Source organism: Pontimonas salivibrio (assembly GCF_002950575.1).
Taxonomy (GTDB): Bacteria; Actinomycetota; Actinomycetes; order Actinomycetales; family Microbacteriaceae; genus Pontimonas; species Pontimonas salivibrio.
On record NZ_CP026923.1, the window covers coordinates 1,543,701 to 1,567,152 of the forward strand.

Genomic DNA, 23,452 nt, shown 5'->3' on the forward strand with positions numbered 1-23,452 from the left:
ATTACCCAACCGAATCGAAACCTGTTGTGATTAGCGCGCGACGTGACCCTCGACGTAGTCCTCGTCGGTGTCTTTCCAGGCAAACAGAGCGCGAAGTTTCCGACCGGTCTCTTCAATGGGGTGGGTCTCGCCTTTGTGACGAAGATCCATGAACTCTTTCGCTCCCGAATCCTGGTCATTGATGAAACGCTCGGCGAAAGCGCCGGACTGAATGTCAGCCAACACTCCGCGCATGCTTTCTTTCACCTCGGGGGAAATGACGCGGGGACCGGAGACGTAGTCGCCGTATTCGGCAGTGTCACTAACCGACCAACGCTGCTTGGCGATGCCACCTTCGTGGATGAGGTCCACAATGAGTTTCAACTCGTGGAGTACCTCAAAGTAGGCAATTTCCGGCTGGTAGCCCGCTTCGGTGAGAACTTCGAAACCGTATTGGATGAGCTGCGAGGTTCCACCACACAGCACCGCCTGCTCACCAAAGAGGTCTGTTTCGGTTTCTTCGGTGAAGGTGGTGACAATGCCACCGGCGCGCAAACCGCCCAGGCCCTTGGAGTAGGACCAGGCCAGATCCCAGGCGTTGCCGGTGGCGTCGTTTTCGACCGCCACAATGACAGGAACACCACGACCGGCGACATATTCACGGCGCACGGTGTGACCGGGGCCTTTCGGGGCCACCAAAATGACGTCCACACCGGTGGGGGGTTGGATGTAACCAAAGCGAATGTTGAAGCCGTGGCCAAAGACGAGAGCTTTACCGTCAGCCAGGTTCGGCGCAATGTCCTCTGCATAAAGTCCGCGCTGGTGCTGATCGGGTGCCAACACCACAATCACGTCAGCCCAGGCGGTGGCTTCTGGGGTGGTCATGACCTGGAATCCGGCTTCTTCGGCTTTTTGGGTCGACTTGGATCCTGGCTTGAGGGCGACGACCACCTCAACTCCAGAGTCGCGCAGGTTTTGAGCGTGCGCGTGCCCCTGTGAGCCGTAGCCCACGACGGCTACTTTTTTTCCCTTAATGAGGGACAGGTCGGCGTCTTTGTCGTACTTAATGTCGGTCACAGCCAGATACTCCTTGTTGTGGGGGCCATATTTCTCAGGGGTGGTGGAAGCTTAGTTCTTTCCCAGTCGCTCCGTAATCGACTTTGAGCCTCGGCCAATCGCCAACAGACCCGATTGGGCAATTTCTTTGATGCCGTAAGGCTCAAGGACGCGCAGTAGCGCGTTGATTTTCGCGGTGTCTCCGGTGACTTCGATGACTAAAGCATCAGTCACCACGTCGACCACGCGGGCACGGAAAAGATTGGTGGCTTCCAGGATTTGGGAACGAGTGGAGTTATCGACTCGCACTTTGATCAGCATGTGTTCGCGTTGAACAGAGGCTTCCGGGTCCAGTTCAACAATTTTGATGACGTTGACCAGTTTGTTCAACTGTTTGGTGACCTGTTCCAGCGGTAAACCTTCCACGTCGACCACCACGGTGATCCGGGATAGTCCTTCGATTTCGGTTTTGCCCACCGCGAGGGATTCAATATTGAATCCTCGCCGGGCAAACAGCCCCGCAACGCGGGTGAGCAAACCGGGCTTGTCCTCCACCAGGAGGCTCAACACGTGCTGCACGGATTACTCCTCGTCCCACTGGGGTGCGTGTTCACGGGCGTACTGCACTTGAGAGTTGCCGACTCCCTGGGGAACCATCGGCCACACCATCGAGTCGCGCGAAACGATGAAGTCGAGCACCACGGGGCGGTCGTTGGTTTCCATCGCGAGTTTGATCGCCGGTTCCACTTCTTCTTTCGTGGTCACCCGGATACCCAGTGCCCCGTAGGAGTCAGCGAGTTTCACAAAATCGGGCACCATGGCGGTGTCGTGTCCGGTGTTCAGGTCGGTGTGTGAGTGGCGGCCGTCATAGAACAGTGTTTGCCATTGGCGCACCATTCCGAGGGAAGAGTTGTTAATGATCGCCACTTTGATGGGGATGTTGTTAATGGTGCAGGTGGCCAGTTCCTGATTGGTCATCTGGAAACAGCCGTCGCCGTCGATTGCCCACACCAGGCGATCGGGTTGGGCGACTTTTGCGCCCATCGCCGCGGGAACGGAGTAGCCCATCGTTCCTGCTCCCCCCGAGTTCAACCACGAGCCAGGGCGTTCGTATTTGATGAACTGTGCGGCCCACATTTGGTGTTGGCCGACGCCTGCGGCGTAGACGGCCTCGGGCCCACCCATTTCGCCAATTTTTTGAATCACCCATTGGGGTGAAAGCAGGCCGTCGTCTGGTTCGTCGTAACCCAGTGGGTACTGCTCTTTCAGGGTGTTGAGCCTGGTCCACCAGTCGGAGTAGTCGGGGGTGTGTGTGGCAGCCGCTTCTTCAAACGCGGGCAGCAAATCTTTCAACACGTCTTTGGCGTCACCGACGATGGGGACGTCTGCGTGACGGATTTTGCCAATTTCTGCCGGGTCGATATCGATGTGGACGACTTTTGCCCCGGGGGCAAAGTCGGAAACCTTTCCGGTCACACGGTCATCAAAGCGTGAACCAATAGCAACCAGCAGGTCAGATTCTTGGAAGGACAGCACGGCGGGGACGGTGCCGTGCATTCCGGGCATGCCCAGGTTGAGGGGGTTGGAGTCGGGGAACACGCCTCTGGCCATCAATGTGGTGACCACGGGCGCACCGGTGCGGTTGGCAAAGGCAAGCAGTTCGTCTTGTGCTCCGGCCCGAATACAACCGCCGCCGACATACAACACCGGGCGCTTGGCTTCTGCCAGGAGCTGCGCGGCTGCCTGGATTTGTTTTTGGTTGGCTTTGGTGACCGGGTGGTATCCGGGCAGCTCCAAATCGTCAGGCCACACAAAAGGTGCCGATTTTTGCTGCGCGTCTTTGGTCACGTCGACCAGGACGGGCCCAGGGCGACCCGTGGTGGCAATGTGGACGGCGGCTTTGATCACTCGCGGCACATCTTCTGGTTTCGTCACCAAGAAGGAATGTTTGGTAATCGGCATCGTCACACCGGAAATGTCGACTTCTTGGAAGGCGTCCGTCCCCATGGAGGTGGAGAACACCTGACCGGTGATGGCCAGCATCGGCACCGAATCCATGTAGGCATCGGCGATAGCAGTGACCAGGTTTGTTGCACCCGGGCCAGAAGTGGCGATGGCCACACCGAGGCGACCCGAGGACGCTGCGTAACCTTCGGCGGCGTGACCGGCACCCTGTTCGTGTCGCACCAAAATGTGTCGGATTGTGTCCGCCGCACCCATCAGCTCGTCATAGAAGGGCATGATGGCACCGCCGGGGAGACCAAAAACATCTTTAATTCCCAGCAGTTCAAGGGATTTCAGGATCGCTCCAGAGCCAGTCAACATGGGGGCGTCGTCAGGAACGACCGCGGCGTTAGCGGCCGCGGCGTCGTGATCCATCTGGGTGGCGGTGTCAGTCATCGTCTCAATCTCACTCGAAGTCGGCGGAAAACAAAGGCATTAGCCCGTGACGGCTCCTTCAGCGGCGGAGCGCACGAGCTTGCGATATTTGGCGAGCACGCCGCGGGTGTAGTGGGGGGGCAGAGGCTCGAAGCCCTCCTGGCGTGCGCTCAACTCGTCGGCATCGACCAGTAGGTCGATACTGCGAGCCGGAATGTCGACCCGAATCAGATCACCATCTCTCACGAAAGCAATAGGACCTGCGTCCACGGCTTCCGGAGCGATGTGGCCGATGCACAGGCCGGTTGTGCCGCCTGAGAATCGTCCGTCGGTCAACAGTAATACATCCTTACCTAAGCCCGCACCCTTAATAGCTGCGGTAATGGCCAGCATTTCACGCATACCCGGGCCACCTTTAGGGCCTTCGTAGCGAATAACAATGACGTCCCCGGCGTTGATTGTGCCTTCGGTGAGGGCATCCATCGCGGCGCGCTCGCGCTCGAATACCCGGGCAGGACCCTCGAACGTTGCGAGGTCGAAGCCTGCGGTTTTCACCACCGCACCCTCGGGAGCCATGGAGCCCTTCAAGATGGTGATTCCCCCGGTGGGGTGAACGGGGTTAGAAAACTCGCGGAGCACTTCGCCGTCAATGGCATCGGGGTTCAGCTCTTTAAGGTTCTCCGCCATCGTCTTACCGGTCACGGTCACGGCATCGCCGTGGAGTAAACCTTCATCGAGGAGGGCTTTCAGGAGCACGGGGATACCACCGTGACGGTCGACATCGTTCATCACGTAGTGACCAAACGGCTTCAGGTCGCCCACGTGGGGGGTCTTGTCGCCAATACGGTTGAAGTCATCAAGAGTCAGTGGCACACCCGCTTCGTTGGCAATAGCCAAAAGGTGCAACACGGCGTTGGTGGAGCCACCCAGTGCCATCAAAATGGTGATGGCATTTTCGAAGGCTTCCAAGGTGAGGATGTCGCTGGAGCGAAGACCCAGTCGCATCATGTTCACGACGGCTTCACCCGAGCGGTGGGCGTAAAGATCTCGCCGGCGGTCGAACGATGCGGGCGACGCGGAACCGGGCAAGCTCATGCCGAGTGCTTCGGCGATACTCGACATGGTGTTGGCGGTATACATACCGCCACACGCACCTTCACCGGGGGCAAACGCACATTCGATGCGCTTGGCGTCCTCTTCTGACATCAAACCGGCTTTCACCGCACCGACCGCTTCAAACGAGTCGATGATGGTGATGTCTTTTTCGGTACCGTCGCTCAGTTTGACCCACCCTGGCGCAATCGAGCCGGCGTAGAGGAACACCGAAGCGAGATCGAGCCGGGCAGCGGCCATCAACATCCCGGGGATTGACTTATCGCAGCCGGCCAGAAGCACTGAACCGTCGAGGCGTTCCGCCTGCATCACCGTTTCCACCGAGTCAGCGATGACTTCGCGGGAAACGAGCGAGAAGTGCATGCCCTCGTGCCCCATGGAAATGCCGTCCGAGACGGAGACGGTCCCGAACTGCAGGGGGTAACCACCACCAGTAAATACGCCCTCTTTGGCGGCCTGCGCAAGGCGTCCTAATGACAAGTTGCAGGGAGTAATTTCGTTCCACGAACTGGCGATACCAATTTGGGGCTTATCCCAGTCGTCATCGCCCATTCCCACGGCGCGGAGCATTCCGCGCGAGGTGGTGGCTTCAATGCCGTCGGTGACATCGCGCGAACGCGGTTTCATATCAGGGTTGGTCATGCCCGAAAGTCTATCGCCGTGTCCTGGAAGCTGTAAGGGACGCCCGAAGGGCGCCCCTTATCGCAGTGATTGGGTGGAGATTTAGAGCCCGCCCAGCGTTGTCCCCAGGTTGTCAGGCGCATGCATTGGGCCATCTTGGCCGCCTGAACCTAGACCATGCTGCGCACTCATTTGTGTGGCGCGGCGGTCTTGTGGGCGAGCGTCGCCGTTACCAGGCCCAGCCTCACCACGTGGGTGGTTCTCGCCTGTGCGATCGAAGGAACCACGGTCGGCGTGTTTTTTGCCCGCTCCGAACTGCCGTTCGCCTTTCTGGCCCCGTTCCCCTCTTTGGCCCTGCTCCCCTTTTTCACCCTGTTCGCCGCGCTCGTGGGAGTGTTCCTGCACCTGTTCGATTCGGTTCTCGCGGGCGTCGCTGCCGATGGCTGCCCCTGCGGCAAATGCGCCACCGCCTAACAGAAGCGAACCGACCGCCCCGGCTGCGGTGAGTGTGATTATGTGTGCTGTCTTCATCGTGCCCTCCAGGCGGGTCCCTCCCGCGTCAGTTCTGACGTTAACGAGCACTACTTTGCGGAGTATTGGCCAGAACTTGGCGTTGCCTGTCGCTTTTCTATGGATTCCCTATGTCTTGGATTCCCTGTGTCTTGGAGTCCTGAATGACTTGGAGCCGTGACCGGGGACGTCACCCCGGGCGTCGTTCACTCGCTTCGGAGTGTGGCCACTGAAGCCAAAAAGTCTGCCACCGCATCCACATCGGCGAGGAAATAGGTGGCCATGCTCTCGCCCGGACCACACCTGATACCCACATCACCCGGGCCCAACACTGCCTGAGCGTCTTCATCGGTCAGGTCATCGCCGATGAACAGTGTTGCTTCGGGGTGGAGGTGCTGGCGAAGCGCTTCGATACCGTCACCTTTATGTTGTGACTGCAGGGACGATTCGATAATCCCGTGGCCGAGTCGAGTGGTCACCCGCTCGCCGTAAGGGGTGATAGCAGCCCGGGCTTTGTGTCGAATCTCTTCTTCAATGTCGGCAGGCAGTGAGCGGGTGTGCAACGCTGCACCCCACGGTTTTGTTTCTACCCACGCTCCAGGAAACGCTTTAGCGATGGCGACGAAATCATCCCATAGGGCTTGGCGCTCCACCGGGTCCGCGGTGGGAACCTGAACCACCCCGCCATTGGCGGGGCCTTCCAACTCCACACCGTGGGAGCCAATGAGCCACCACTTCGGGTCGGCTTCTGACACTTGGCGCAGGTTTGCAAGACCACGACCAGACACCAGCGCCACGGTGGTCTGTGGAGCAGCCGCCAAAGCTTCCACCGCTGCCCTGGCCTTGGCGGTCATCCTCGCATCGTCTGGAACATCCACCAGGGGTGCGAGGGTTCCATCAAAATCGAGAGCCACCAGTAAGGGTTTAGCTGTCGCAGCGCGCTGAAGCGCCCGCTCGATTGCCGCATAGTTCTGATCAGTCACCGAAGGGCACCAACGTTTACCGGCGAGGCTTCGGGGTATGTGGGGTGACGGCATCGAGAAAGCCGGTCGCCCAGCGTCGCACGTCGTGTTCTTCCACGGTGGCACGCAACTCGGCCATCCGCCTGGTCGCTTCAGCCACCGGCATGTGTGCTGCCGCCACAAACGCTTCTTTCATCCCATCGATGTCGTGGGGGTTCACCATCAAGGCCTGATCTAACTCGTCGGCTGCCCCCGTGAACTCACTCAACACCAGCACCCCTTTGTTGTCGGTGCGTGCCGACACAAACTCTTTGGCCACCAGGTTCATCCCATCGCGAAGCGGGGTGACGACCATGACGTCACAGGCGAGGTAGAGGGCCATCATTTCTTCACGTGACATGTTTTGGTGCAAATAGACAATGGCGGGGCGATCCAAATGCCCAAAGTCCCCATTGATACGCCCAACCTGCAATTCAATGTCGTCGCGCAGTTCCCGGTAGCTCTCCACACGCTCCCTCGACGGGCTTGCCAGTTGCACAAACACTGCGTCGCTGGCCTGCAGGGTGCCCTCTTCCAAGAGTTCACCAAAGGCTTTCAGTCGATGACTGATGCCTTTGGTGTAATCGAGGCGGTCCACGCCCAGAAAAATCGTGTTGGGGTTACCCAACTCTTCGCGAATTTCCCGCGACCGTGCAATGACTGAGTCAGTCGTTGCCATCTCAACAATGGCCGCCTGGTCCAAAGAAATGGGGAACGCATCCACCCGCACTTCACGAGTTTTACTGGCCGTTACCGGAGGGGCGTGGGGGTCGCGGGGAAGTCGGGCGTCGACGGGCACCCGCACGATCGGTTTATTCATCGAATAGCCAAAATTCCGTCGCACCGCCTGTCGCATATTGGATGCGTCAGCTACACGTTGGAACCCCACCACGTCGGCGCCCAACAGCCCGTGCAAAATTTCTTGCCGCCAGGGCAACTGGGCGAAAAGTTCATAGGGGGGAAAAGGAATGTGGTGGAAATAGCCGATGCGCAGGTCAGGCCGAAGGCCCCTCAGCATTTGCGGGACAAGTTGAAGCTGGTAGTCCTGCACCCACACGAAACCGTCCTGCTCGGCAACGGATGCAGCCGCTTCGGCAAAACGCTGGTTCACCCGGGTGTAGGAGTCCCACCATTCGCGGTGAAACTCGGGAGGAACAATCACGTCGTGGTACAGCGGCCAGATGGTCGCGTTCGACATTCCTTCGTAGTGTTCAGCCAGTTCCTGTTCGCTCATCGACACCGGCACATAGTGGGTCTTATCGAGGCTGAAAGGTGCCAATTCAGTATCTGCTCGGCCGGGCCAACCCACCCAGGCCGCTTCGCGGCCGGCCATCACCGGCTGAAGGGCGGCCACCAGGCCGCCAGGACTAGTCACCCACTGGTCTTCACCATCAGCGGTCGGTTTTGCATCAATGGGTAGACGGTTAGAGACGATCACAAAATCAACACGGGGTGTGCGGGTAGTGCGAGCCATCAACTTCCCACCTCCCCGAGCACATTTGACGGCTTTCAGGCTAGCACCGGGCGAATTGTCGGGAAAAAGACAGCGAGGACTTTGCCAACACGTCACCTTTTAGTCACCTCGCTCCAAGTCGACCGCGGGAGGATGACGTCATGGTTCAGATTGGAATGAGCACCAGCTGCACACACAGCTATCCCCTGGAGGAAACCTTCCGACTGTCGGCCGATATCGGCTTTGACGGCATTGAAGTGATGGTCATGCACGACCCGCGCACCCGCAGTGCCGAAGCGCTCACCACGTTGGCTGCCGAATATTCACAGCCCATCCTCTCCGTTCACGCCCCCGTGCTGTTGGCGACCAGTTTTGTGTTCGGGCTTTCCGCCAAATCGAAGCTGGAAAAATCGGCGCAACTCGCCCGCGCTGTTGGCGCCCCCACGGTCGTTGTTCACCCACCGTTTCGGTGGCAGGGCGGCTACAGCAAAGTCTTTGCAGAAATTGTTGGCGAAATCGCCCACGACTACGGTGTCGAAATCGCGGTCGAAAACATGTTTGGTTGGAATGCCGGCCGTGCACACCTCGATGCCTACGCCCCCACGTGGAACCCAGGCGCCCTGCCGATCGATGCGCTCACGTTGGACTTTTCCCACGCTGCCCTCAACGGCTCCAGCGGTTTAGATCTCGCCCAAGATTGGGGCGAGCGTCTTCGACACGTGCACCTGTGTGATGGGACTTTTCCTGATGACAACCCCCACCTTTTCGATGAGCACCTCGCCCCGGGTGACGGATCTCAACCCATTGGTGGAGTGTTGGAACAACTCACCCAGTCGGGCTTTGACGGTGCGGTGATTGCCGAAGTCTCAACCGCTAAAGATCGCACCCGGGCGGCAAAAGTCGAGCGTCTCACGCGTACGCTGGAATTTGCCAAAAGCCAGCACAGCCACGCGGTCACCACACTTCCACTGGCTCAACCTCTTCCCGAACGGGAACAGGTTGTGTTAGCCAAGGCCAGCTGAACCAAAGCGCACTGAAACAAAGCACACTGCGCTGGCAGAAACGCCCAGCCCTCTGATTCACCCGGGTCACCTCCAGGGGTTTTCGCTAACCTGGGGCCATGCGCCGGTTTCTTTTTAGTAGCAGTGTGATCTCCGCGGTTGCCTCCGGAGCGGGTTTACTGCGCCAAACCATCAAAAACCCGTGGAGTTGGCGCACGGCATTGCTCTGGATTAGTTGGGTGATTTCGGTGGTGTTGGCGGTGACCAGTGTGATTGACCGGGGACGACTCCCCGACGACATCACTCAGGGCACACGCTAAGGCGAGCTCAACGCGTCATAGAGCATGTACACGCCCAAGCCACCAAGGGCTACCCCACCGCCAGCGCGTACCGCTTCTAGTCTCTTTGCCGAACCGGCAAACCATTCGCGGGCAAAGCCCGCGCCTACAGCCCACACCGAATCGCTGGTGATGCCAATCACCAGAAACACAGCGCCCAAAAACAACATTTGCCACACCACGGAAATGCCGTTGGGGGTGACAAATGCGGGCATGGTGGCGACAAAAAAGACCAACGTTTTGGGGTTAGTGATGCCCACGCCGATGGATTCCACAAACAACCTTGACCCTCGCGGTTTGGTGCGCACTTTCTCCACTTTGGTGTGATCTTTCCGAGCGATAATCGCTTGGAGGGCGAGAAGCAAAATAATGATGGCCCCACCCAGCTTGAGGGCGAAAAACAGTGGTGGCACAGCAATGACTAGTGCTCCAAGACCGAGGGCGACGGCGAGTATTTGAATGCCCACCCCGGCACCATTACCCAACACGCTAATCAGGGCAGCGCGTTTACCCCAGGCCAGGGCCCGGCCGATGGAGTAGAGGACGCTTGGCCCGGGGATGACAATAATCACCAACGACAACAGGGTGAAGGCTAAAAGGTTGGACGCAGTGATCACTAGGCGAGTGTAGGGCCAGGTGGACGACACGGTGGCCAATTAGGCTGGAAGTACCCACAGCAACACAGGACGGGGGAAACGGTGTCAACACTGAGCGTGGTCACGGACGTGTTCTTGTCTAAAAGAGAAGCGCTCGCCCAACTCGAAGTGGTTCTGAATGTGCGCGCCGACCGGCGCGACCCCACCAACCCCTACCTGTTTATGCCCACTGGCACCGTGCTCACCATTGAGGTGCCCAAGTTTGGCGAAGACCTCCCCCTCACTTTGGACCTTCGAGCCGATATTCCACACGCTGTGTTGGTGGAACAGGCTGAGTCGTTGGCGAAGCAGCTAGGTGACGATTTGGGGTGGAGTTGCATCATTTTGGAGGGTCAGCCCGAGTGAGAGCACACGCCTGGGAGCGGGCAACAGAAATTCCCCTGCTCATTGCCGGTTTTCTGTTCCTGTTTTCCTACTCATGGCAGGTTCTCGCCGACCCTTCACCGGAGGTCTATTTTGCGTGGGAACTTGTGGCGATTGTGGTGTGGGTGTTTTTCGGCGCTGACTATGTAGTGCGGTTGATTCTCGCCCGCCAGAGGGTGCGCTGGTTTTTTCGCAACATTCTGGATTTTCTTGTACTGGTCCTCCCACCCCTTCGACCACTGCGCCTGGTCCGACTCTTGGTGTTGGTGCGTGTCTTCAGGCGAAATGCCCCACGTCTGATTCGAAACCGGATTTTGGCTTTTGCGTCGATTGCCACCGTGTTACTGGTTTATATCGCTTCCCTCGCGGTGTTGGAAGCGGAGCGAAACGTCGGAGCAATCACCACGTTTGGGGAAGCATTGTGGTGGTCACTGGTAACCGTGACCACCGTCGGTTACGGCGATTACACACCGGTGTCGTTCATTGGCCGGGCGATTGCAGTCGGCCTGATGCTGGGTGGCGTGGTGTTGGTGGGCATCATTGTCGGCACCTTGGGCTCCTGGATTATTCAAAGTGTCAGCGAAGACAACGAAGAAGCCATCGACGAAACGACGGATGCCGTCATTGCCCTGCGCGATGAGGTCCGGCAACTACGCGCGGCGCTAGAAGACCAAGGCGTTGACACCGAAAAACGCCTCTAAGAACACCTCCAAGAACGCCTCACGTTTTTGGGTTCTCCACAAACCCATCGCCGGGGCACACATATATCCCAGACACCCCTATCCCGGACAGTCATAGGACTGTGCAACGCTGGAGGCCTTGGCAGCGCACGCCTTGGCAGCGCACACCGGGGCGCGCACCGAGTCATTCGAGGAGTAGCCGATGAGAAGCGAAGAGTTTGTTTTCGAAGGATCCATGGGGCCACTATCGGGAAGGCTGAGCCTGCCCGATCGCCCCGTCACCCACAGTGCACTGTTCGCGCACTGCTTCACCTGCTCCAAGGACATCCCTGCGGCGAAGCGCATCACCAGTGCCCTCGCCGCGCGGGGTATCGCGGTGTTGAGTTTTGACTTCACTGGCCTTGGCCACTCGGATGGGGAGTTTGAAAACACCAACTTCAGCTCCAACGTCGAAGACCTCCGCGCCGCAGCAACAGCACTAGAGACGCGGGTTGCGCCACCCAGTCTCTTGGTGGGCCACTCCTTGGGAGGTGCGGCGGTCATTGCCGCAGCACCCACACTGCCTTCCGTGAAAGCTGTCGCCACCATTGGGGCACCATCTGACCCCGAACACGTTCAAGGCCTCTTTCGTGATCGGGTCCCAGAAATTAACGACCGCGGCTTTGCCGAGGTTGACCTCGCCGGCCGCACCTTCACCATCACCAAGCAGTTCGTTGACGACGTGGGTAGCGCCAATCTTCACGGGGCCCTGTTGAAGTTAGACGCTGCTCTGTTGATCATGCATTCTCCGGTTGATGAGATTGTGAATGTGTCCAATGCGGCAGAAATCTTCACAGCTGCCCTGCACCCCAAGTCGTATGTGTCACTGGATGACGCCGACCATTTGATGCGGCGGGTGGCCGATGCAGAATATGCCGCCTCAGTCATCACCGCCTGGGCTGGCCGCTATCTCCCCCCAGCCCCGCCAGGCAGCGCTCAGAATGCACCCGATGGTGACGTGTTGGTCTCTGAGGTGTCCCCTGACGGTTTTGCCCACGACGTGTTGGTCGCAGGAACACACCAATTAAGCGCTGACGAACCAGAGGATGTGGGTGGGACAAACACCGGCCCCACCCCTTACCAATTCCTCGCTGCAGGGTTAGGTGCCTGCACATCAATGACCATTCGCCTCTACGCGAGGCGGAAAAAGATTCCCCTCGACCACGTGTCAGTGACCGTTCGGCACGATAAACGCCACGCTGTGGAGTGTGAACAATGCGAAACGACGGAGCCGAAAGTTGACCACTTTCAGCGCAATATTCGACTGACAGGCGAGCTGAGTGAGGATCAAGTGGCCTCGATGTTGGCGATTGCCGATAAATGCCCGGTCCACCGCACCCTCGAGCGAAGCTCACACATTAGTACGACGAGAGTGGCCTGACAGTCACACACCCTGCTTGGTGGTTGTCAGTGCTTGTGCTCTCAGGCGCTGTGTCTCAGGCTTTCTGGCTTGAGACGGGAAACACGAAGAAGCGAAGGCCCGTAAACAGCAGCCCGCCGACCAACACCAGCACGAGAGCTTCCACCACGTAGTGGTTAAACGACCAGAAGACCGTAAACACTGTTAAGAATCCGAGGTTTAGCAGGTAGCCCACAGTGTGGACAAGCAGAAACCGCCACGTTGCTTCGCGGTCGTCCCGTCCGCTGCGAAACGCGAAACCGCGGTTGACAAAATAGCTCGCCACGACTGCTGCGGGATACACCAGCGCGATTGCGGTGACCGGTGGGACGGCTAGCAGCGTGAGCGCCCAATACGCAAGATAAATGGCCACCGTCATGCCGGCGCCGGTCATCGAATAGCGAACGAGTGACGAAACCATCTGCTCCCCAAAGCCTGAATACCCGGTATCCCAGTGCGACTGCATCGCATTCGCACTGGGATACTGCATGTCCCTCGGCTGATCGACATCCCGCCCATCGACATCACACCCAGCCCCAGACAACACATGGCAATAATCCCCCAAACGTTGGTGCCCACTCCTTGGTGACCTGCTTGCTAGCCTTCGGGGCATGAGTAATTTCAGCGTGACGAACATTGGCCCAATGGATTCCTGGCGGGAACACTTCGGTGGGTTTGTTCCCGAGACCAGCCGCGACGGTAGACGGGTGGTCGATCACGAGCTGGACACCGAAATCATCGGCTTTACGGCCACCGCTTACGAACCAGGCGAAGAAGCCGGCTACTGGCACAGCCACTCAACGCTCGAAGAGGTCTACGTCTTTTTAGAAGGCGAAGGCCAAATGGGCCTCGATGACCAAGTCATCGACGTCCACCCCGGAACGGTTGTCCACGTGGGAACGGGCGTCATGCGTACCTGGCGCGCACTCCCGGACTCCCCCGCCCAGTTGCGCTGGTTGTGTCTGCGTGCAGGGCAGATCCCCCTACCGGCCATTCCGGATGATGCGATTCCTATTCGCGACATTCCGATGCCCTGGTAGCGGTTACGCACTCACATTCACTTCCGATCGCGATGTAGTGAGCCCTGCTGGCTGTGGTAACCACCGCTAAGAACTACTCGCGGCCTTTAGCCTCCGTGCTGCGGTGGTCATGTGCCCGGCCATTGCGGACGCGGCGGCATCACCGTCACGAGCCCTTATCGCGTCATAAACCTGAGCGTGCTCCCGGAGCGCGACTTCGGCCTGTTCTGAATCTTGAACGGCCCGGTCTGCCCACACGCGTAGGAGAGACCTGATGATCTGAAGAGTGTCCAGCAAGACGGCATTGGCTGTCGCCTCTGCAAGCTCCAGATGAAATCTCAGGTCAGCCTCTACGAACGCTCCCATATTGTGTAGCGACGACTCCATCGCGGCCAGGTGTTCCGCGAGGCGCGATACCGACATTTCCGACATTCTCTCGGCAGCAAGTCGCGCCGCATAAATCTCCAGGGCGCCGCGCATTTCAATCAATTCTTCAGTAGATCGCTTACCGATAAGAATCCCCCACCGCAGACTTTGGGGCAGAAGTTCACTCGTTGAACCCCGCAAGTAGGTACCCGAACCCGGTCGAACATCCACAACGCCGAGAATTTCGAGGGCCGCGAGCGCCTCCCGGACCGCTGACCTGCCGACTGCGAGCACCTTCGCGAGTTCCCTCTCGGGAGGAAGGCGGGTTCCGGGGGAGATTGAGCCGCTGGTGAAGAGGTCCAGCAGGCTTGTCGCAACGGTCGAGACCGACTTCTCGCTGGTTAACGGCGTGAGCGCCCCGCTAATGTCGGAGCTGTCGTCAGGATAGGCCGGCATGTTTCGACGGTAGCGGATTGGCTGCATCCGGACCGCCAATGTGAACAAACGAGAAAGCACCGACGGTCACTGAGCCTGATAGTCCGGCGCCTTCATAGCTGAGTGTTCGTTGGTCTGGTGTCAGGTTTGCCGCGAGAATACTCACGTCTTCACCTGAGACAGCGGCAATCACATTGATGCCGACCTCCGGTGTCTCAGCGACGGACATGTGGTGGCCCGTCAGTGAGTGAAGGATCGACAGGGCGTGGCCAGCAGGATCCAGTGATCCTTGAGAGTCCCTTATCCCTCTAGGACCCCATTCCTCGAAATAGCAAATGCTTTCTGCCCCGGCCAAGGCAGCAACTGAAGCAACGACCCAGGCTCCAACAGCCGCAGAGTGTTGTCGGGGGTCGACTGAGTCAGCAAGTCGCTCGGGGCCATAACCGTGAGTGAGGTTGTCGGGTTCTTCCGGAGGCGGCGTGGTAGCAACGGCATTGAATCGCGGCCGTAGTGTGACGGGACCGACATGCACCGGGCGTCCACCTGCAATCCGGTGTGCGTTTTTGAGCACTTCTGTCTGAATAGAAAGCGATTCAACGATTTGTGATCGCTCCCTGACATGCATTTGAGGCGTGACACTTATTGTGACCGCTGGGGCATCAGCAGGTAGGTGGGAACTCGTACGGTTGAACTCGGTGAAGTGGGAACGGGCTCCCGCCACGAGGTCAATACTGAGCCCTCGGCGTGCAACTTCCCCGACAAGCGCTCCCCACAGGTCAGGTTCTGTGACGTGGCTCTTGGCCCCAAATACTCCAAGGCGCACTACCGAACCGGTGCCAGAAGCCTCAACCAGATCGAGTAGACCGGCAATCTCGTCAGAGCTCTGAACAACAAGGCGAACATCCAACGGAAGACCCGCTGTCCTGGCACGGCGAAGGATGGCTGCGCGATTGGCTGACCGTGCATCGATCTCCACGAGCACTGTGGAAGCAGGCGGTGGCGGCATATCGAGTCCACCCTCCTGGGCTGTGGCAGCGCCCACGGCAATTGCCGGCATTGTCCCGCGGTCAACCAGACGGAGAACAGAGTCCCTGGTTGATACCGCTTTGGCCACCCGGCGAGCGTTGAGGTGCAGCGCCTGGGTGAATGAAGTTCCTGCCGGCAGGAAGACCGGGAAAGGTTCTTGGAGCGGAGTGCTGTATGTCTTGAAGGACGCATCGGTCCAATTCCGCTGATCCTCCATCTCGAAAATCTCGCCCTCGAAGGTTAAGTGTGCGTCCACACCGTCGACGCTCCACCGCATGCCCACGATATCGACGGCCGGCTGGTGGGGGCTGATCTCCTGCGGGAAGGCAGAAACCTCGGAGCGGGAGTCTGAATGAATGACAGTGAGGGGAGAGCCGGCCACATCCGGAGGATGAAGTACCACCAGTCCGAGCCTGTTACGCCAAAAGTCTGTGATGCACGTTCCACTGAAGACCACTCTTAGGCCATCCGTTGCGTCGACTAACAAGGATGCCTCGAGTTCGATGCCGAACCCCGCCATTTGTAGCTTCAGCTCAAGCCCCACCTCGCGAGAGTGCACTTCGAGTATCTCTACCGGCAGTGTCTGCCAGTCACGGTCCCTCGCGACGGCACGTATTGCTCGAAGCACCATTGTCCCGTCGAAGCTGAGGTTGGCGAGTTCCTCGCCCCGTCTCTCAAATGCCCACGGTCCAGCCGACCATTGCTCGGGCGGTGGTTCGGCGAACCCCCATGCTTCATTTGCACGCGCGTGTGCATCGAGGTGAGGCTCTGCCGGGGTGACCATCAGAGGGTCGTCATGCCGCCGTCAACAGCGAATGACGCTCCGGTCGCGAATGCGGCATCGTCGCTCGCGAGGTACACCATCACTCCCGCGATGTCGTCGGGCGAACCGGGACGCCCCAGAGGAATCCGACCAATAATGGCTGCTCTGGCTTGTGGATCTTCGGCAATGGCCGTCACGAGACGCGTTTCGGTGTAGGCCGGGACCACGGTGTTCACGCGGATGTTGTGGGCGGAATAGGCCGCTGCCGTGGTTCGAGTCATCCCATGGATACCTGCCTTAGATGCGCTGTAGGCCGCAAAACTCGCGCCCTCACCGTTTAGTGCGGTCGGGCTACCCGTGAGGATTATCGATCCACCACCCAGCGTCATCATCGCGCGAACCGCGTGCTTCACGGTAAGGAAAGTGCCGGTGAGGTTGATGTCGATTGTGCGCTTCCAGGTGTCGAGGTCAAGCTCAGCAATCGGTGCGTCCTCACCGAAAAGTTGCACTCCGGCGTTTGCGACCACGACGTCCGGGCCCCAGCCCGATGCAACGAGATCCTCGAAAGCGCTCACGACGCTTGACTCATCGGCGATATCCATACCGACCCCTCGCGCGTTGGGGTGGGCGTCTGCCGCCGCCGTGGCACCTGCAACATCTCGATCGGCGAACACTACCCGCGCGCCCTCTTGGACGAATCGGTCAGCCACCGCACGGCCAATCCCCTGTGCCGAGCCCGTCACTAGGGCGGTCTTACCGCTTAATCGGGCCATTTCGGCTCCTCGTCGTTGAACATGGGGACGCTAGCAGGAAACAGTGTAGGCTAAACCGGTCAACCGGTTGTGCAATATGAACAAGTCGTCCGGCCTCATTTCGGGAGAAATCCATGGACCACAACAGCTCCCTCCAATGCGCGACTAACCCAGGCCCCCGCATCGCGAGCATATTGGCGCAAAGCCCGCAGGCGATAGAACGCGAGCGCTTCGGAGTCTCACAATGATCGGCCTCAGCACTTACTCGTTCTTCTGGGAACACAAACTGTCGGTGCCGGACGGGCCCAACCTCCAACCACTCGACCTTCCTGGCATGCTGCGAGCTACTGCCGATCAAGGCGTCCACCTGCTTCAAATTTGCGACTATGCGCCCTTGTTTGACCTAGACGAAAAGGGTTTAGCTGACCTTCGAGGACTCGCAGACAGCCTGGGCATCCAACTGGAGCTCGGAACACGAGTCGTCACGCCGAGTCACCTCGAGCGGATGCTGACCACCTCGCTCGCCCTCGGAGCTACCTTCGTTCGCAGCATGCTCTCCGACGCCAACTCGCGACCCTCAACCCGGGAAGCAGAACGGTGGCTCAGACAAGAGCTCCCCCACTGGGAAGCAGCTGGTGTCACCCTCGCCCTAGAAACCTACGAACAGATTCCCGTGGCCGAGCTTGTCGACCTCGTGGCCCGCATCGACAGCCCCTCGCTCGGGATTTGCCTCGATCCCGCTAATTCGGTAGCGGCGTTGGAGAACCCCCGCGACACGGTCGAGCGATGTGCACCCTATGTGGCGGGACTTCACATCAAAGATTTTTCGTTTACTCGGCACGAACAGTGGGTCGGCTTTCGGCTCTCCGGTACCCCACTGGGACACGGATTGCTCGACTACCGCCACCTGATGGATACCGTTCGTCCCGAGGAACGAGGAATCAACCGGGTAGTAGAACACTGGTTGCCCTGGCAGGGCACACAAACCGACACAATCCGCCTAGAGCGCGAATGGACCACCACCGCACTCGCCTACATGAAGGAGCACTAACCATGTCCGACAATCTGACAATCGCCGTAATCGGCGCCGGAGGAAAAATGGGGATGCGTGTCTCCGCCAACCTCATGAAGACCGACCACACGGTGTTCTACTCAGAAAACTCCCCTGCCGGTCAAGAACGTGTCACCGACGCCGGGCGAACATTGACGGCCACAGATGATGCGGTGAAGGTGTCCGATGTTGTGGTGCTGGCCGTACCCGACCTCGCCCTCAGCGCAGTGAGCGATGCGGTTGTCCCGCTGATGAAATCTGGCGCTATCCTGCTGACGCTCGACCCAGCAGCCGCTTACGCTGGCTTACTCGCTACGCGCGACGACATCATCCAAGGGGTGACACACCCTTGCCACCCGTCAGTATTCGTCGAGCGACACACCCCCGAGGAGTATGCGGACACCTTTGGAGGTATTGCCGCAAAGCAAGACGCGATTGCCGCAATCGAGAGCGATAGCACCGTGGCCCGCGACACCCTGGAAGCGGTGGTGAGAGTTATTTTCGCCCCAGTAGTGGATGTGCACTGGGTCACAGTGAAACAACTCGCCCAACTAGAGCCAACCCTGGTTGAGACAATCGCCTGCATGGTGGGGGCACTGCTGAAGGAAGCGCTCGACGAAGCGGTAAACACCATGGGAGTTCCCGAACCTGCGGCACGGGCTATTCTGCTTGGTCACACTCAGGTTGCCCTAGCCAACACACTCAAGGGTGATAACCCCTTCAGTGAGGCATGCCTCATCGCAATGGACTATGGCCGAGAAGCGATCATCAAGGAGGATTGGAAGAAAGTGTTCCGCGATGACGAGCTGGACAAAAACTTGGCCCGGATGCTCCACCTCGATCACGTGTCCCGAAAATAGACACGACTCGATGCGCCGGGTCGCTACACACCGGGCAAATTCCCCCCACCCGGCCATTCAGGATGACGCGATTCCCATTCGCGACATTCCGGTGCCCTGGTAGTTCTCGAAGCCGCTACACGGCACCATCAGGGACTGAGCCCTTCACCTGTGAGGTGGTGACCTTACGTCTGTGAGGGCGACCCCTTGGGCACACCAGGGGGTTTCCCTTCCGGAGTGTCGTCACTTGTTGAGCGGGCGATGGCGGCCGAGAGGGCCACAATGCGATCCCGGTCACGTTGGTCTTGTGCCATTTCCTGGTTCCACGACTCGACCTGTCGTGAGAGGGCACGCGGCACGGGTGAACCTTCAGCGTGGAGTTTTTCCACCCGATCCAACACAGCGCGTCGCTGGCGGGGGGCTAAGACTTTGGTCCACAGCCCATAAATATCCGGGTACAACACCTTGTAGACGGTGGCCAGCAGCAGGGCCACTGATCCGAGAAGCACGAGGCGCCCAAAAACTTCCGCAAGCCAGCCCGGCAACACCTGATAGTGCCACGGCACGCCAACGCGGTAGAAGTCTTACGCAACCGTATTGGCCGAGAGTTGGAGGTCCATGAAGTTCGGAAAAGTGGTGCCTTGCACGGTGGAGGAGGGCGAACCAAATTGGTCCTGAAGACGCGACGCAATCTGCAGGGTAATTGCTGCCGGCAAATCCTCACGAGCCACCACGGTGACCGGCACACCCACCGTGTGAAGTGGACCACTGGGGACCGACCCCGCAATGTCGAGAAGACCCGGTGGGATGGTCAGGCTGCGAACGTAACCAATTTCACTCGCCAGCGCTTCGGTGGTGGCGATATCGACGAGGGTCAGCTGGGGGTCTGCGGCCAGTTGCCGAACGATGGGGGTGTGAACGGGAAACAGGACTCCCACTACGTCGGTTTCTCCACGTCGAACCGACAGGATGCCCTCGTTCAGAGTCCCGTAGCGCGGTTCGACGTCGAGGTCGTAGGCATCAAACACCTCACTGGCGAGTTGATCAAAACCGCTGCCTTTTACCTGCATCCACACGGAGCGGCCCTCAAGGTCCGACACGGAAAGGTTTGCGCCCAGATCAGTGCGCGCAAATAAGAGCAAAGGCTCCAATTCGATTGACCCCAAAGAGGTCACATTGGGGTAGTTTGCGGCGTCGATTTTTTGGGCAATAAACCCGACGTTGACTGGATTGTCGGGGTCTTGGACGCTCTCAATAATGTTGAGCGTGTCATCTCGGGAAGTAAGTTCCACATCGACACCTTCGGCGGACAGGTGTCGCGCAAGACCGTCACCCGTTTCGTAGAAGAAACCGGCTTTGGGACCGGCCTCGATGACAACGGAGCGATCCCACGAAATCGTCGCGGCGATGAAACCCACACCGCCTAACACGAGGGTGAGAAAAAGCCCTGTCGCGAAGAGAACACTCCGTGCGATTGGCACTCGAGGGCCCTTTCTTCCGTGCTCCCAGCATTCCACCGAAGCGGCCCTACGCTACCGTTTTTACCGTCACTACGCTACCGTTTTGCACCCCTCAACTCCACGTCTAGTCCTCTAGGCAAGGGGTTTTTGGGGTCATTTTCACCATGATTGATGCAGTCTCCGTGTCACGCTGATAGTCGCCGGGGAAACTCCCAGCGGGACGACTATGCGCTAGCGAGAGACCAAAGTCTCGGCTGCTCGGTGGTGAGCGCAGTAGAGCCCCCCAGAGGCGCAACCATCACACACGACGAGTTGGGTTCGACAGGCCAAGTCAGAACAGTTTTCCATTCGCGACGATGGCTCACCGCACTGACTACACCGACCAATCACGGCCGCATCCTCAGAGAAGGTGACCGCTTTTCTGTTGTCGAACATGTAGAGGGCACCCTCCCAGAGACCAGAGTCACCAAACTTTTCCCCGTAACGGACAATGCCCCCATCGAGTTGATACACGTCTGTGAAACCGCGTTTAATCATCATCGCGGAGAGCACTTCGCATCGCACGCCACCCGTGCAGTAGGTCACCACGGGCTGATTCTTTAAGTGGTCGTATCTGCCACTTTCTAGCTCGGTAACAAAATCTTTCGACGTTTTCGTCTCAGGAACCACGGCGTTCGTAAACCGACCAATTTCTGCTTCCCACCGATTACGCCCATCAAAAAACGTGACGTTTTTCTCCGCAACAAGGTCGTGAAGTTGTTCCGGGGTGAGGTGTGTACCACCACCGACCACACCGCGCTCATCAACTTCTAACTCACCGGGTGCACCAAAGCCCACCAACTCGTCTCGGACCCGCACCTGAAGGCGTGGGAAATCATCCGGCGAGTTCCCCTCGGACCATTTGAAGTCGATGTCCTCAAAAGCGGGATATTCCCGGGTTTTACGCCGGTATTTCTTTACTGCATCAAGTTCCCCACCGACGGTGCCATTAATACCGTCTGGCGAAATGAGGATGCGACCACCTAGCCCCAACGATTCACACAAATCTCGCTGCCACAGCCGCACCGCTTCCGGATCGGCAAGCGGCGTGAAGGCGTAGTAGAGGAGAACTTTGTAAATGGCCACACAGAAAGTGTAGAAGTGGTGGGGAAGTTTTTTCCCGATGGATAGTGCTGGAGCCCACGCCACTGGATGATGCTCGTCACGCAAAAGTGCCGCCCTCGTGTATTGCTTTTTCGCAATAGAGAGGGTATATTGTGTTTTCACAATAAATGGAGCGACCCATGACTCTTCCCCCCGCACATCTCAACGCACCTGCCGACTTCGGCATGGCACTCCAGCAAGCCCGAATGTCTCGGGCACTGACCCAACAGGAACTCGCCGACCTCGTCGGAGTCCCCCAAAGCACCGTCAGTCAAATGGAGAGTGGCCAGGCGACCCTTTACTTGCGACGACTCCTCGACCTGGCGCAGGCCACAGGCCTGCACTTCCAGGCAACCTGGGACGACCATGACTGAACTGACCGTCTTGCTCTATGGGACGAAGGTCGGTGTGCTGCACGGAGACAACCGGACATTCGACTTCCACCCGACGGCTGAGGCGATTGAACGATTCGGCCCAGGTTCGACGCAGCTGTCGCTCGCTCTTCCACTATCCGTTCAACAGCCTCGGCATTTGGCAAAAAGACGCCGGAACTGGTTTCGTGAGCTACTCCCAGAAGGTGACTTCCGCACGTATTTATCGAATCAGGCAGGACTCATCCAAACGGACACTCTCGGACTTCTCGCCCGCTACGGTCGCGATGTTGCGGGTGCCGTGGAAATCCTGGCGGAAGATCAGTCCCCGACGGAAACCCCCACACTTTCCCCCATCGACGAGTCCACCATTCGCGAGTACCTCACCAACCCTCTCCTCGCCCCTTTGGGCAACAGGCCACCGGGAGGCAAAACCTCCCTCGCCGGGGTTCAACCCAAAGTGCTCCTCACCCACAGAGAAGGTCAATGGCACACCGCAGCAGGCGGTGCGCCCTCAAGCCACATCGTGAAGCCAGAACTCCCGACCCCTCGCCACAGCGCAATCTACGACGAAGAATATGGCCTTCGGCTCGCCCGGAGGATTGGACTCTTACGCTACGAGACATCACTGCACACTTTCGACTCGCTGGGTGCCCTCGTCATCGAGCGCTACGACCGAGAGGGGCTCACCCGGGTACACCAGGAAGACTTCAGCCAAATTCTGGGTGCTTCGGGAGTGGAGAAGTATCAAGAATATGGCGGTCGCGTCTCGCTCTCACGCGTGGCAGAGGCCGTCACTCGGCATCTGCCGTCCCCCGAGCTGGCACAACTCGCGACACTGGTCAGTTTCTCAGTGGCGATTGGAAACCTCGACCTTCACACAAAGAACATCAGTGTGCTGCACCCACAGGATCTCCCCGCCCGGCTTGCACCCGCTTACGACTGTCAGCCCCACGCCCATCGTGACGACACTGACGGTCGCATGGCCCTGTCTGTTGGTGGCGAATACCGGTGGAAGGCCATCACGAGGCAACACCTAGAAGCGGAATTCCGGTCGTGGGGCCTTCGCTCACCAGGCACGCTGATCGATACAGTCGCCGACGGGCTCCAGGCCGCGGTCTCCGAGGAGGCACCCGACAATCGAGCAGACCCACGCATGCTCCCTATGGTCCACACGGGAATTGAGAAGCTCCGGGGAGGGGACGCATAACGTTTTCGCCCCAGACATGGATGGGAACTACGCACTGGTGACCACTTGGTCTGATGCAAGTCAGGCCACCTTGATCTGCATCACGCCCCCTGTCCGCGTGACACTCACCGCATCTGTCCTGACATTGATTTCTGGGTAATCACCATTTCTGTTTGTCCCGCCTTAACCGCATCCGCGCGACATCTCTGAGCGAGTCACACCGTAAGCGCGATAGCGACTGGATTGCCTCATGGTTTGACGTTTCAAACCAGAACCCCTTGCGATCTGCTCGGGCTCAGCTGCCCGCGCGCACCACAAAATCACAACGGACTTTGCATGGTGGGTATGAATCCCTGCCCAGAGCACACGCTCCGCGAACGGTGGACGACTCACACCCAATGAACCAATCAGAGTTGACCGCTTAGCAAAATAATTGACTTGCTTCACTTT

25 protein-coding genes are annotated in these 23,452 nt (G+C 58.8%); 11 read left to right on the forward strand and 14 right to left on the reverse strand.

Annotation, left to right across the window (positions count from 1 at the left end):
- Window positions 1-30 precede the first annotated feature (30 nt).
- From ilvC to ilvD, 4 genes are read right to left on the reverse strand one after another with little or no spacing between them, the layout of a single operon-like run.
- Window positions 31-1,056 (reverse strand): ketol-acid reductoisomerase, encoded by a 1,026-nt coding sequence (gene ilvC, locus C3B54_RS07700; RefSeq protein ID WP_104913975.1) that lies wholly within the window; start codon window positions 1,054-1,056, stop codon window positions 31-33.
- A 51-nt stretch (window positions 1,057-1,107) separates the two neighbouring features.
- A complete protein-coding gene (gene ilvN, locus C3B54_RS07705) occupies window positions 1,108-1,614 on the reverse strand; it encodes an acetolactate synthase small subunit (protein ID WP_104913976.1) in 507 nt (168 codons plus the stop codon).
- 3 nt (window positions 1,615-1,617) lie between these two features.
- Complete coding sequence (locus tag C3B54_RS07710) at window positions 1,618-3,435, reverse strand: acetolactate synthase large subunit (RefSeq protein WP_281256234.1); 1,818 nt, start codon at window positions 3,433-3,435, stop codon at window positions 1,618-1,620.
- A 39-nt stretch (window positions 3,436-3,474) separates the two neighbouring features.
- Window positions 3,475-5,169 (reverse strand): dihydroxy-acid dehydratase, encoded by a 1,695-nt coding sequence (ilvD, locus tag C3B54_RS07715; protein ID WP_104913977.1) that lies wholly within the window; start codon window positions 5,167-5,169, stop codon window positions 3,475-3,477.
- Window positions 5,170-5,325: 156 nt separating this feature from the next.
- On the opposite strand from ilvD, the gene C3B54_RS08790 reads away from it, so the two are divergent.
- The gene (locus C3B54_RS08790) at window positions 5,326-5,622 is read left to right on the forward strand and encodes a hypothetical protein (protein ID WP_158665601.1); all 297 of its coding nucleotides are present in this window, start codon (window positions 5,326-5,328) and stop codon (window positions 5,620-5,622) included.
- Window positions 5,623-5,864: 242 nt separating this feature from the next.
- Here the strand turns inward: C3B54_RS08790 and otsB are convergent, their stop codons facing one another.
- Together otsB and C3B54_RS07730 are read right to left on the reverse strand one after the other, a co-directional pair.
- The gene (gene otsB / locus C3B54_RS07725) at window positions 5,865-6,641 is read right to left on the reverse strand and encodes a trehalose-phosphatase (RefSeq protein WP_158665602.1); all 777 of its coding nucleotides are present in this window, start codon (window positions 6,639-6,641) and stop codon (window positions 5,865-5,867) included.
- 16 nt (window positions 6,642-6,657) lie between these two features.
- Window positions 6,658-8,133, reverse strand: coding sequence for an alpha,alpha-trehalose-phosphate synthase (UDP-forming) (locus tag C3B54_RS07730; protein ID WP_104913980.1), 1,476 nt, complete (start codon window positions 8,131-8,133; stop codon window positions 6,658-6,660).
- A 140-nt stretch (window positions 8,134-8,273) separates the two neighbouring features.
- Here C3B54_RS07730 and C3B54_RS07735 point away from each other — a divergent pair, with 140 nt between their 5' ends.
- Both C3B54_RS07735 and C3B54_RS07740 read left to right on the forward strand, forming a co-directional pair.
- Window positions 8,274-9,134: a sugar phosphate isomerase/epimerase family protein gene (locus C3B54_RS07735; protein WP_104913981.1), complete on the forward strand. Its 861-nt coding sequence runs from the start codon at window positions 8,274-8,276 to the stop codon at window positions 9,132-9,134.
- Window positions 9,135-9,232: 98 nt separating this feature from the next.
- Window positions 9,233-9,433: a hypothetical protein gene (locus C3B54_RS07740; protein WP_104913982.1), complete on the forward strand. Its 201-nt coding sequence runs from the start codon at window positions 9,233-9,235 to the stop codon at window positions 9,431-9,433.
- On the opposite strand, the gene C3B54_RS07745 is transcribed toward C3B54_RS07740, so the two are convergent.
- Entirely contained in the window at window positions 9,430-10,068 is a 639-nt protein-coding gene (locus tag C3B54_RS07745; protein ID WP_104914348.1) for a LysE family translocator, read from the reverse strand. The genes C3B54_RS07740 and C3B54_RS07745 overlap by 4 nt on opposite strands.
- Before the next feature lie 81 nt (window positions 10,069-10,149).
- On the opposite strand from C3B54_RS07745, the gene C3B54_RS07750 reads away from it, so the two are divergent.
- The 3 genes from C3B54_RS07750 to C3B54_RS07760 all read left to right on the forward strand — a co-directional run bounded on the left by C3B54_RS07750 (window position 10,150) and on the right by C3B54_RS07760 (window position 12,570).
- Window positions 10,150-10,452 carry a hypothetical protein gene (locus tag C3B54_RS07750; RefSeq protein ID WP_104913983.1) on the forward strand — a complete coding sequence of 101 codons (303 nt, stop codon included), beginning with the start codon at window positions 10,150-10,152 and terminating at the stop codon, window positions 10,450-10,452.
- Window positions 10,449-11,171 carry a potassium channel family protein gene (locus C3B54_RS07755; RefSeq protein ID WP_158665603.1) on the forward strand — a complete coding sequence of 241 codons (723 nt, stop codon included), beginning with the start codon at window positions 10,449-10,451 and terminating at the stop codon, window positions 11,169-11,171. The genes C3B54_RS07750 and C3B54_RS07755 overlap by 4 nt, the downstream gene beginning before the upstream one ends.
- Window positions 11,172-11,352: 181 nt before the next feature.
- A complete protein-coding gene (locus C3B54_RS07760) occupies window positions 11,353-12,570 on the forward strand; it encodes a bifunctional alpha/beta hydrolase/OsmC family protein (protein WP_104913985.1) in 1,218 nt (405 codons plus the stop codon).
- 55 nt (window positions 12,571-12,625) lie between these two features.
- On the opposite strand, the gene C3B54_RS07765 is transcribed toward C3B54_RS07760, so the two are convergent.
- On the reverse strand, window positions 12,626-13,078 hold the full coding sequence (locus C3B54_RS07765) for a GtrA family protein (RefSeq protein WP_158665604.1): 453 nt from the start codon (window positions 13,076-13,078) through the stop codon (window positions 12,626-12,628).
- A gap of 121 nt (window positions 13,079-13,199) precedes the next feature.
- Here C3B54_RS07765 and C3B54_RS07770 point away from each other — a divergent pair, with 121 nt between their 5' ends.
- Window positions 13,200-13,628 (forward strand): cupin domain-containing protein, encoded by a 429-nt coding sequence (locus C3B54_RS07770; RefSeq protein WP_104913987.1) that lies wholly within the window; start codon window positions 13,200-13,202, stop codon window positions 13,626-13,628.
- 66 nt (window positions 13,629-13,694) lie between these two features.
- Here C3B54_RS07770 and C3B54_RS07775 read toward each other — a convergent pair whose 3' ends face one another.
- Genes C3B54_RS07775 through C3B54_RS07785 form a run of 3 tightly spaced genes read right to left on the reverse strand, consistent with a single transcriptional unit; the run spans window position 13,695 to window position 16,970 of the window.
- Window positions 13,695-14,429, reverse strand: a complete 735-nt coding sequence (locus tag C3B54_RS07775; RefSeq protein ID WP_104913988.1) for a FadR/GntR family transcriptional regulator — start codon at window positions 14,427-14,429, stop codon at window positions 13,695-13,697.
- Complete coding sequence (locus C3B54_RS07780; protein ID WP_104913989.1) at window positions 14,413-16,218, reverse strand: D-apionate lactonase family protein; 1,806 nt, start codon at window positions 16,216-16,218, stop codon at window positions 14,413-14,415. The genes C3B54_RS07775 and C3B54_RS07780 overlap by 17 nt, the downstream gene beginning before the upstream one ends.
- Window positions 16,218-16,970, reverse strand: a complete 753-nt coding sequence (locus C3B54_RS07785; RefSeq protein ID WP_104913990.1) for an SDR family NAD(P)-dependent oxidoreductase — start codon at window positions 16,968-16,970, stop codon at window positions 16,218-16,220. Before C3B54_RS07785 ends, C3B54_RS07780 begins: the two co-directional genes overlap by 1 nt.
- A gap of 223 nt (window positions 16,971-17,193) precedes the next feature.
- On the opposite strand from C3B54_RS07785, the gene C3B54_RS07790 reads away from it, so the two are divergent.
- Window positions 17,194-18,000 (forward strand): sugar phosphate isomerase/epimerase family protein, encoded by an 807-nt coding sequence (locus tag C3B54_RS07790; RefSeq protein WP_104913991.1) that lies wholly within the window; start codon window positions 17,194-17,196, stop codon window positions 17,998-18,000.
- A gap of 2 nt (window positions 18,001-18,002) precedes the next feature.
- The gene (locus tag C3B54_RS07795) at window positions 18,003-18,860 is read left to right on the forward strand and encodes a phosphogluconate dehydrogenase C-terminal domain-containing protein (RefSeq protein WP_104913992.1); all 858 of its coding nucleotides are present in this window, start codon (window positions 18,003-18,005) and stop codon (window positions 18,858-18,860) included.
- A gap of 164 nt (window positions 18,861-19,024) precedes the next feature.
- Here the strand turns inward: C3B54_RS07795 and C3B54_RS07800 are convergent, their stop codons facing one another.
- From C3B54_RS07800 to trhO, 3 genes are all read right to left on the reverse strand, one after another.
- On the reverse strand, window positions 19,025-19,405 hold the full coding sequence (locus C3B54_RS07800; protein ID WP_104913993.1) for a hypothetical protein: 381 nt from the start codon (window positions 19,403-19,405) through the stop codon (window positions 19,025-19,027).
- An 18-nt stretch (window positions 19,406-19,423) separates the two neighbouring features.
- Complete coding sequence (locus C3B54_RS07805; protein ID WP_104913994.1) at window positions 19,424-20,320, reverse strand: TAXI family TRAP transporter solute-binding subunit; 897 nt, start codon at window positions 20,318-20,320, stop codon at window positions 19,424-19,426.
- Between the two features lie 210 nt (window positions 20,321-20,530).
- Window positions 20,531-21,424, reverse strand: coding sequence for an oxygen-dependent tRNA uridine(34) hydroxylase TrhO (trhO, locus tag C3B54_RS07810; protein ID WP_104914349.1), 894 nt, complete (start codon window positions 21,422-21,424; stop codon window positions 20,531-20,533).
- A 158-nt stretch (window positions 21,425-21,582) separates the two neighbouring features.
- Here trhO and C3B54_RS07815 point away from each other — a divergent pair, with 158 nt between their 5' ends.
- Both C3B54_RS07815 and C3B54_RS07820 read left to right on the forward strand, forming a co-directional pair.
- On the forward strand, window positions 21,583-21,816 hold the full coding sequence (locus C3B54_RS07815; RefSeq protein ID WP_104913995.1) for a helix-turn-helix domain-containing protein: 234 nt from the start codon (window positions 21,583-21,585) through the stop codon (window positions 21,814-21,816).
- The gene (locus C3B54_RS07820) at window positions 21,809-23,023 is read left to right on the forward strand and encodes a type II toxin-antitoxin system HipA family toxin (RefSeq protein ID WP_104913996.1); all 1,215 of its coding nucleotides are present in this window, start codon (window positions 21,809-21,811) and stop codon (window positions 23,021-23,023) included. Before C3B54_RS07815 ends, C3B54_RS07820 begins: the two co-directional genes overlap by 8 nt.
- The last annotated feature ends 429 nt before the right edge of the window (window positions 23,024-23,452 follow it).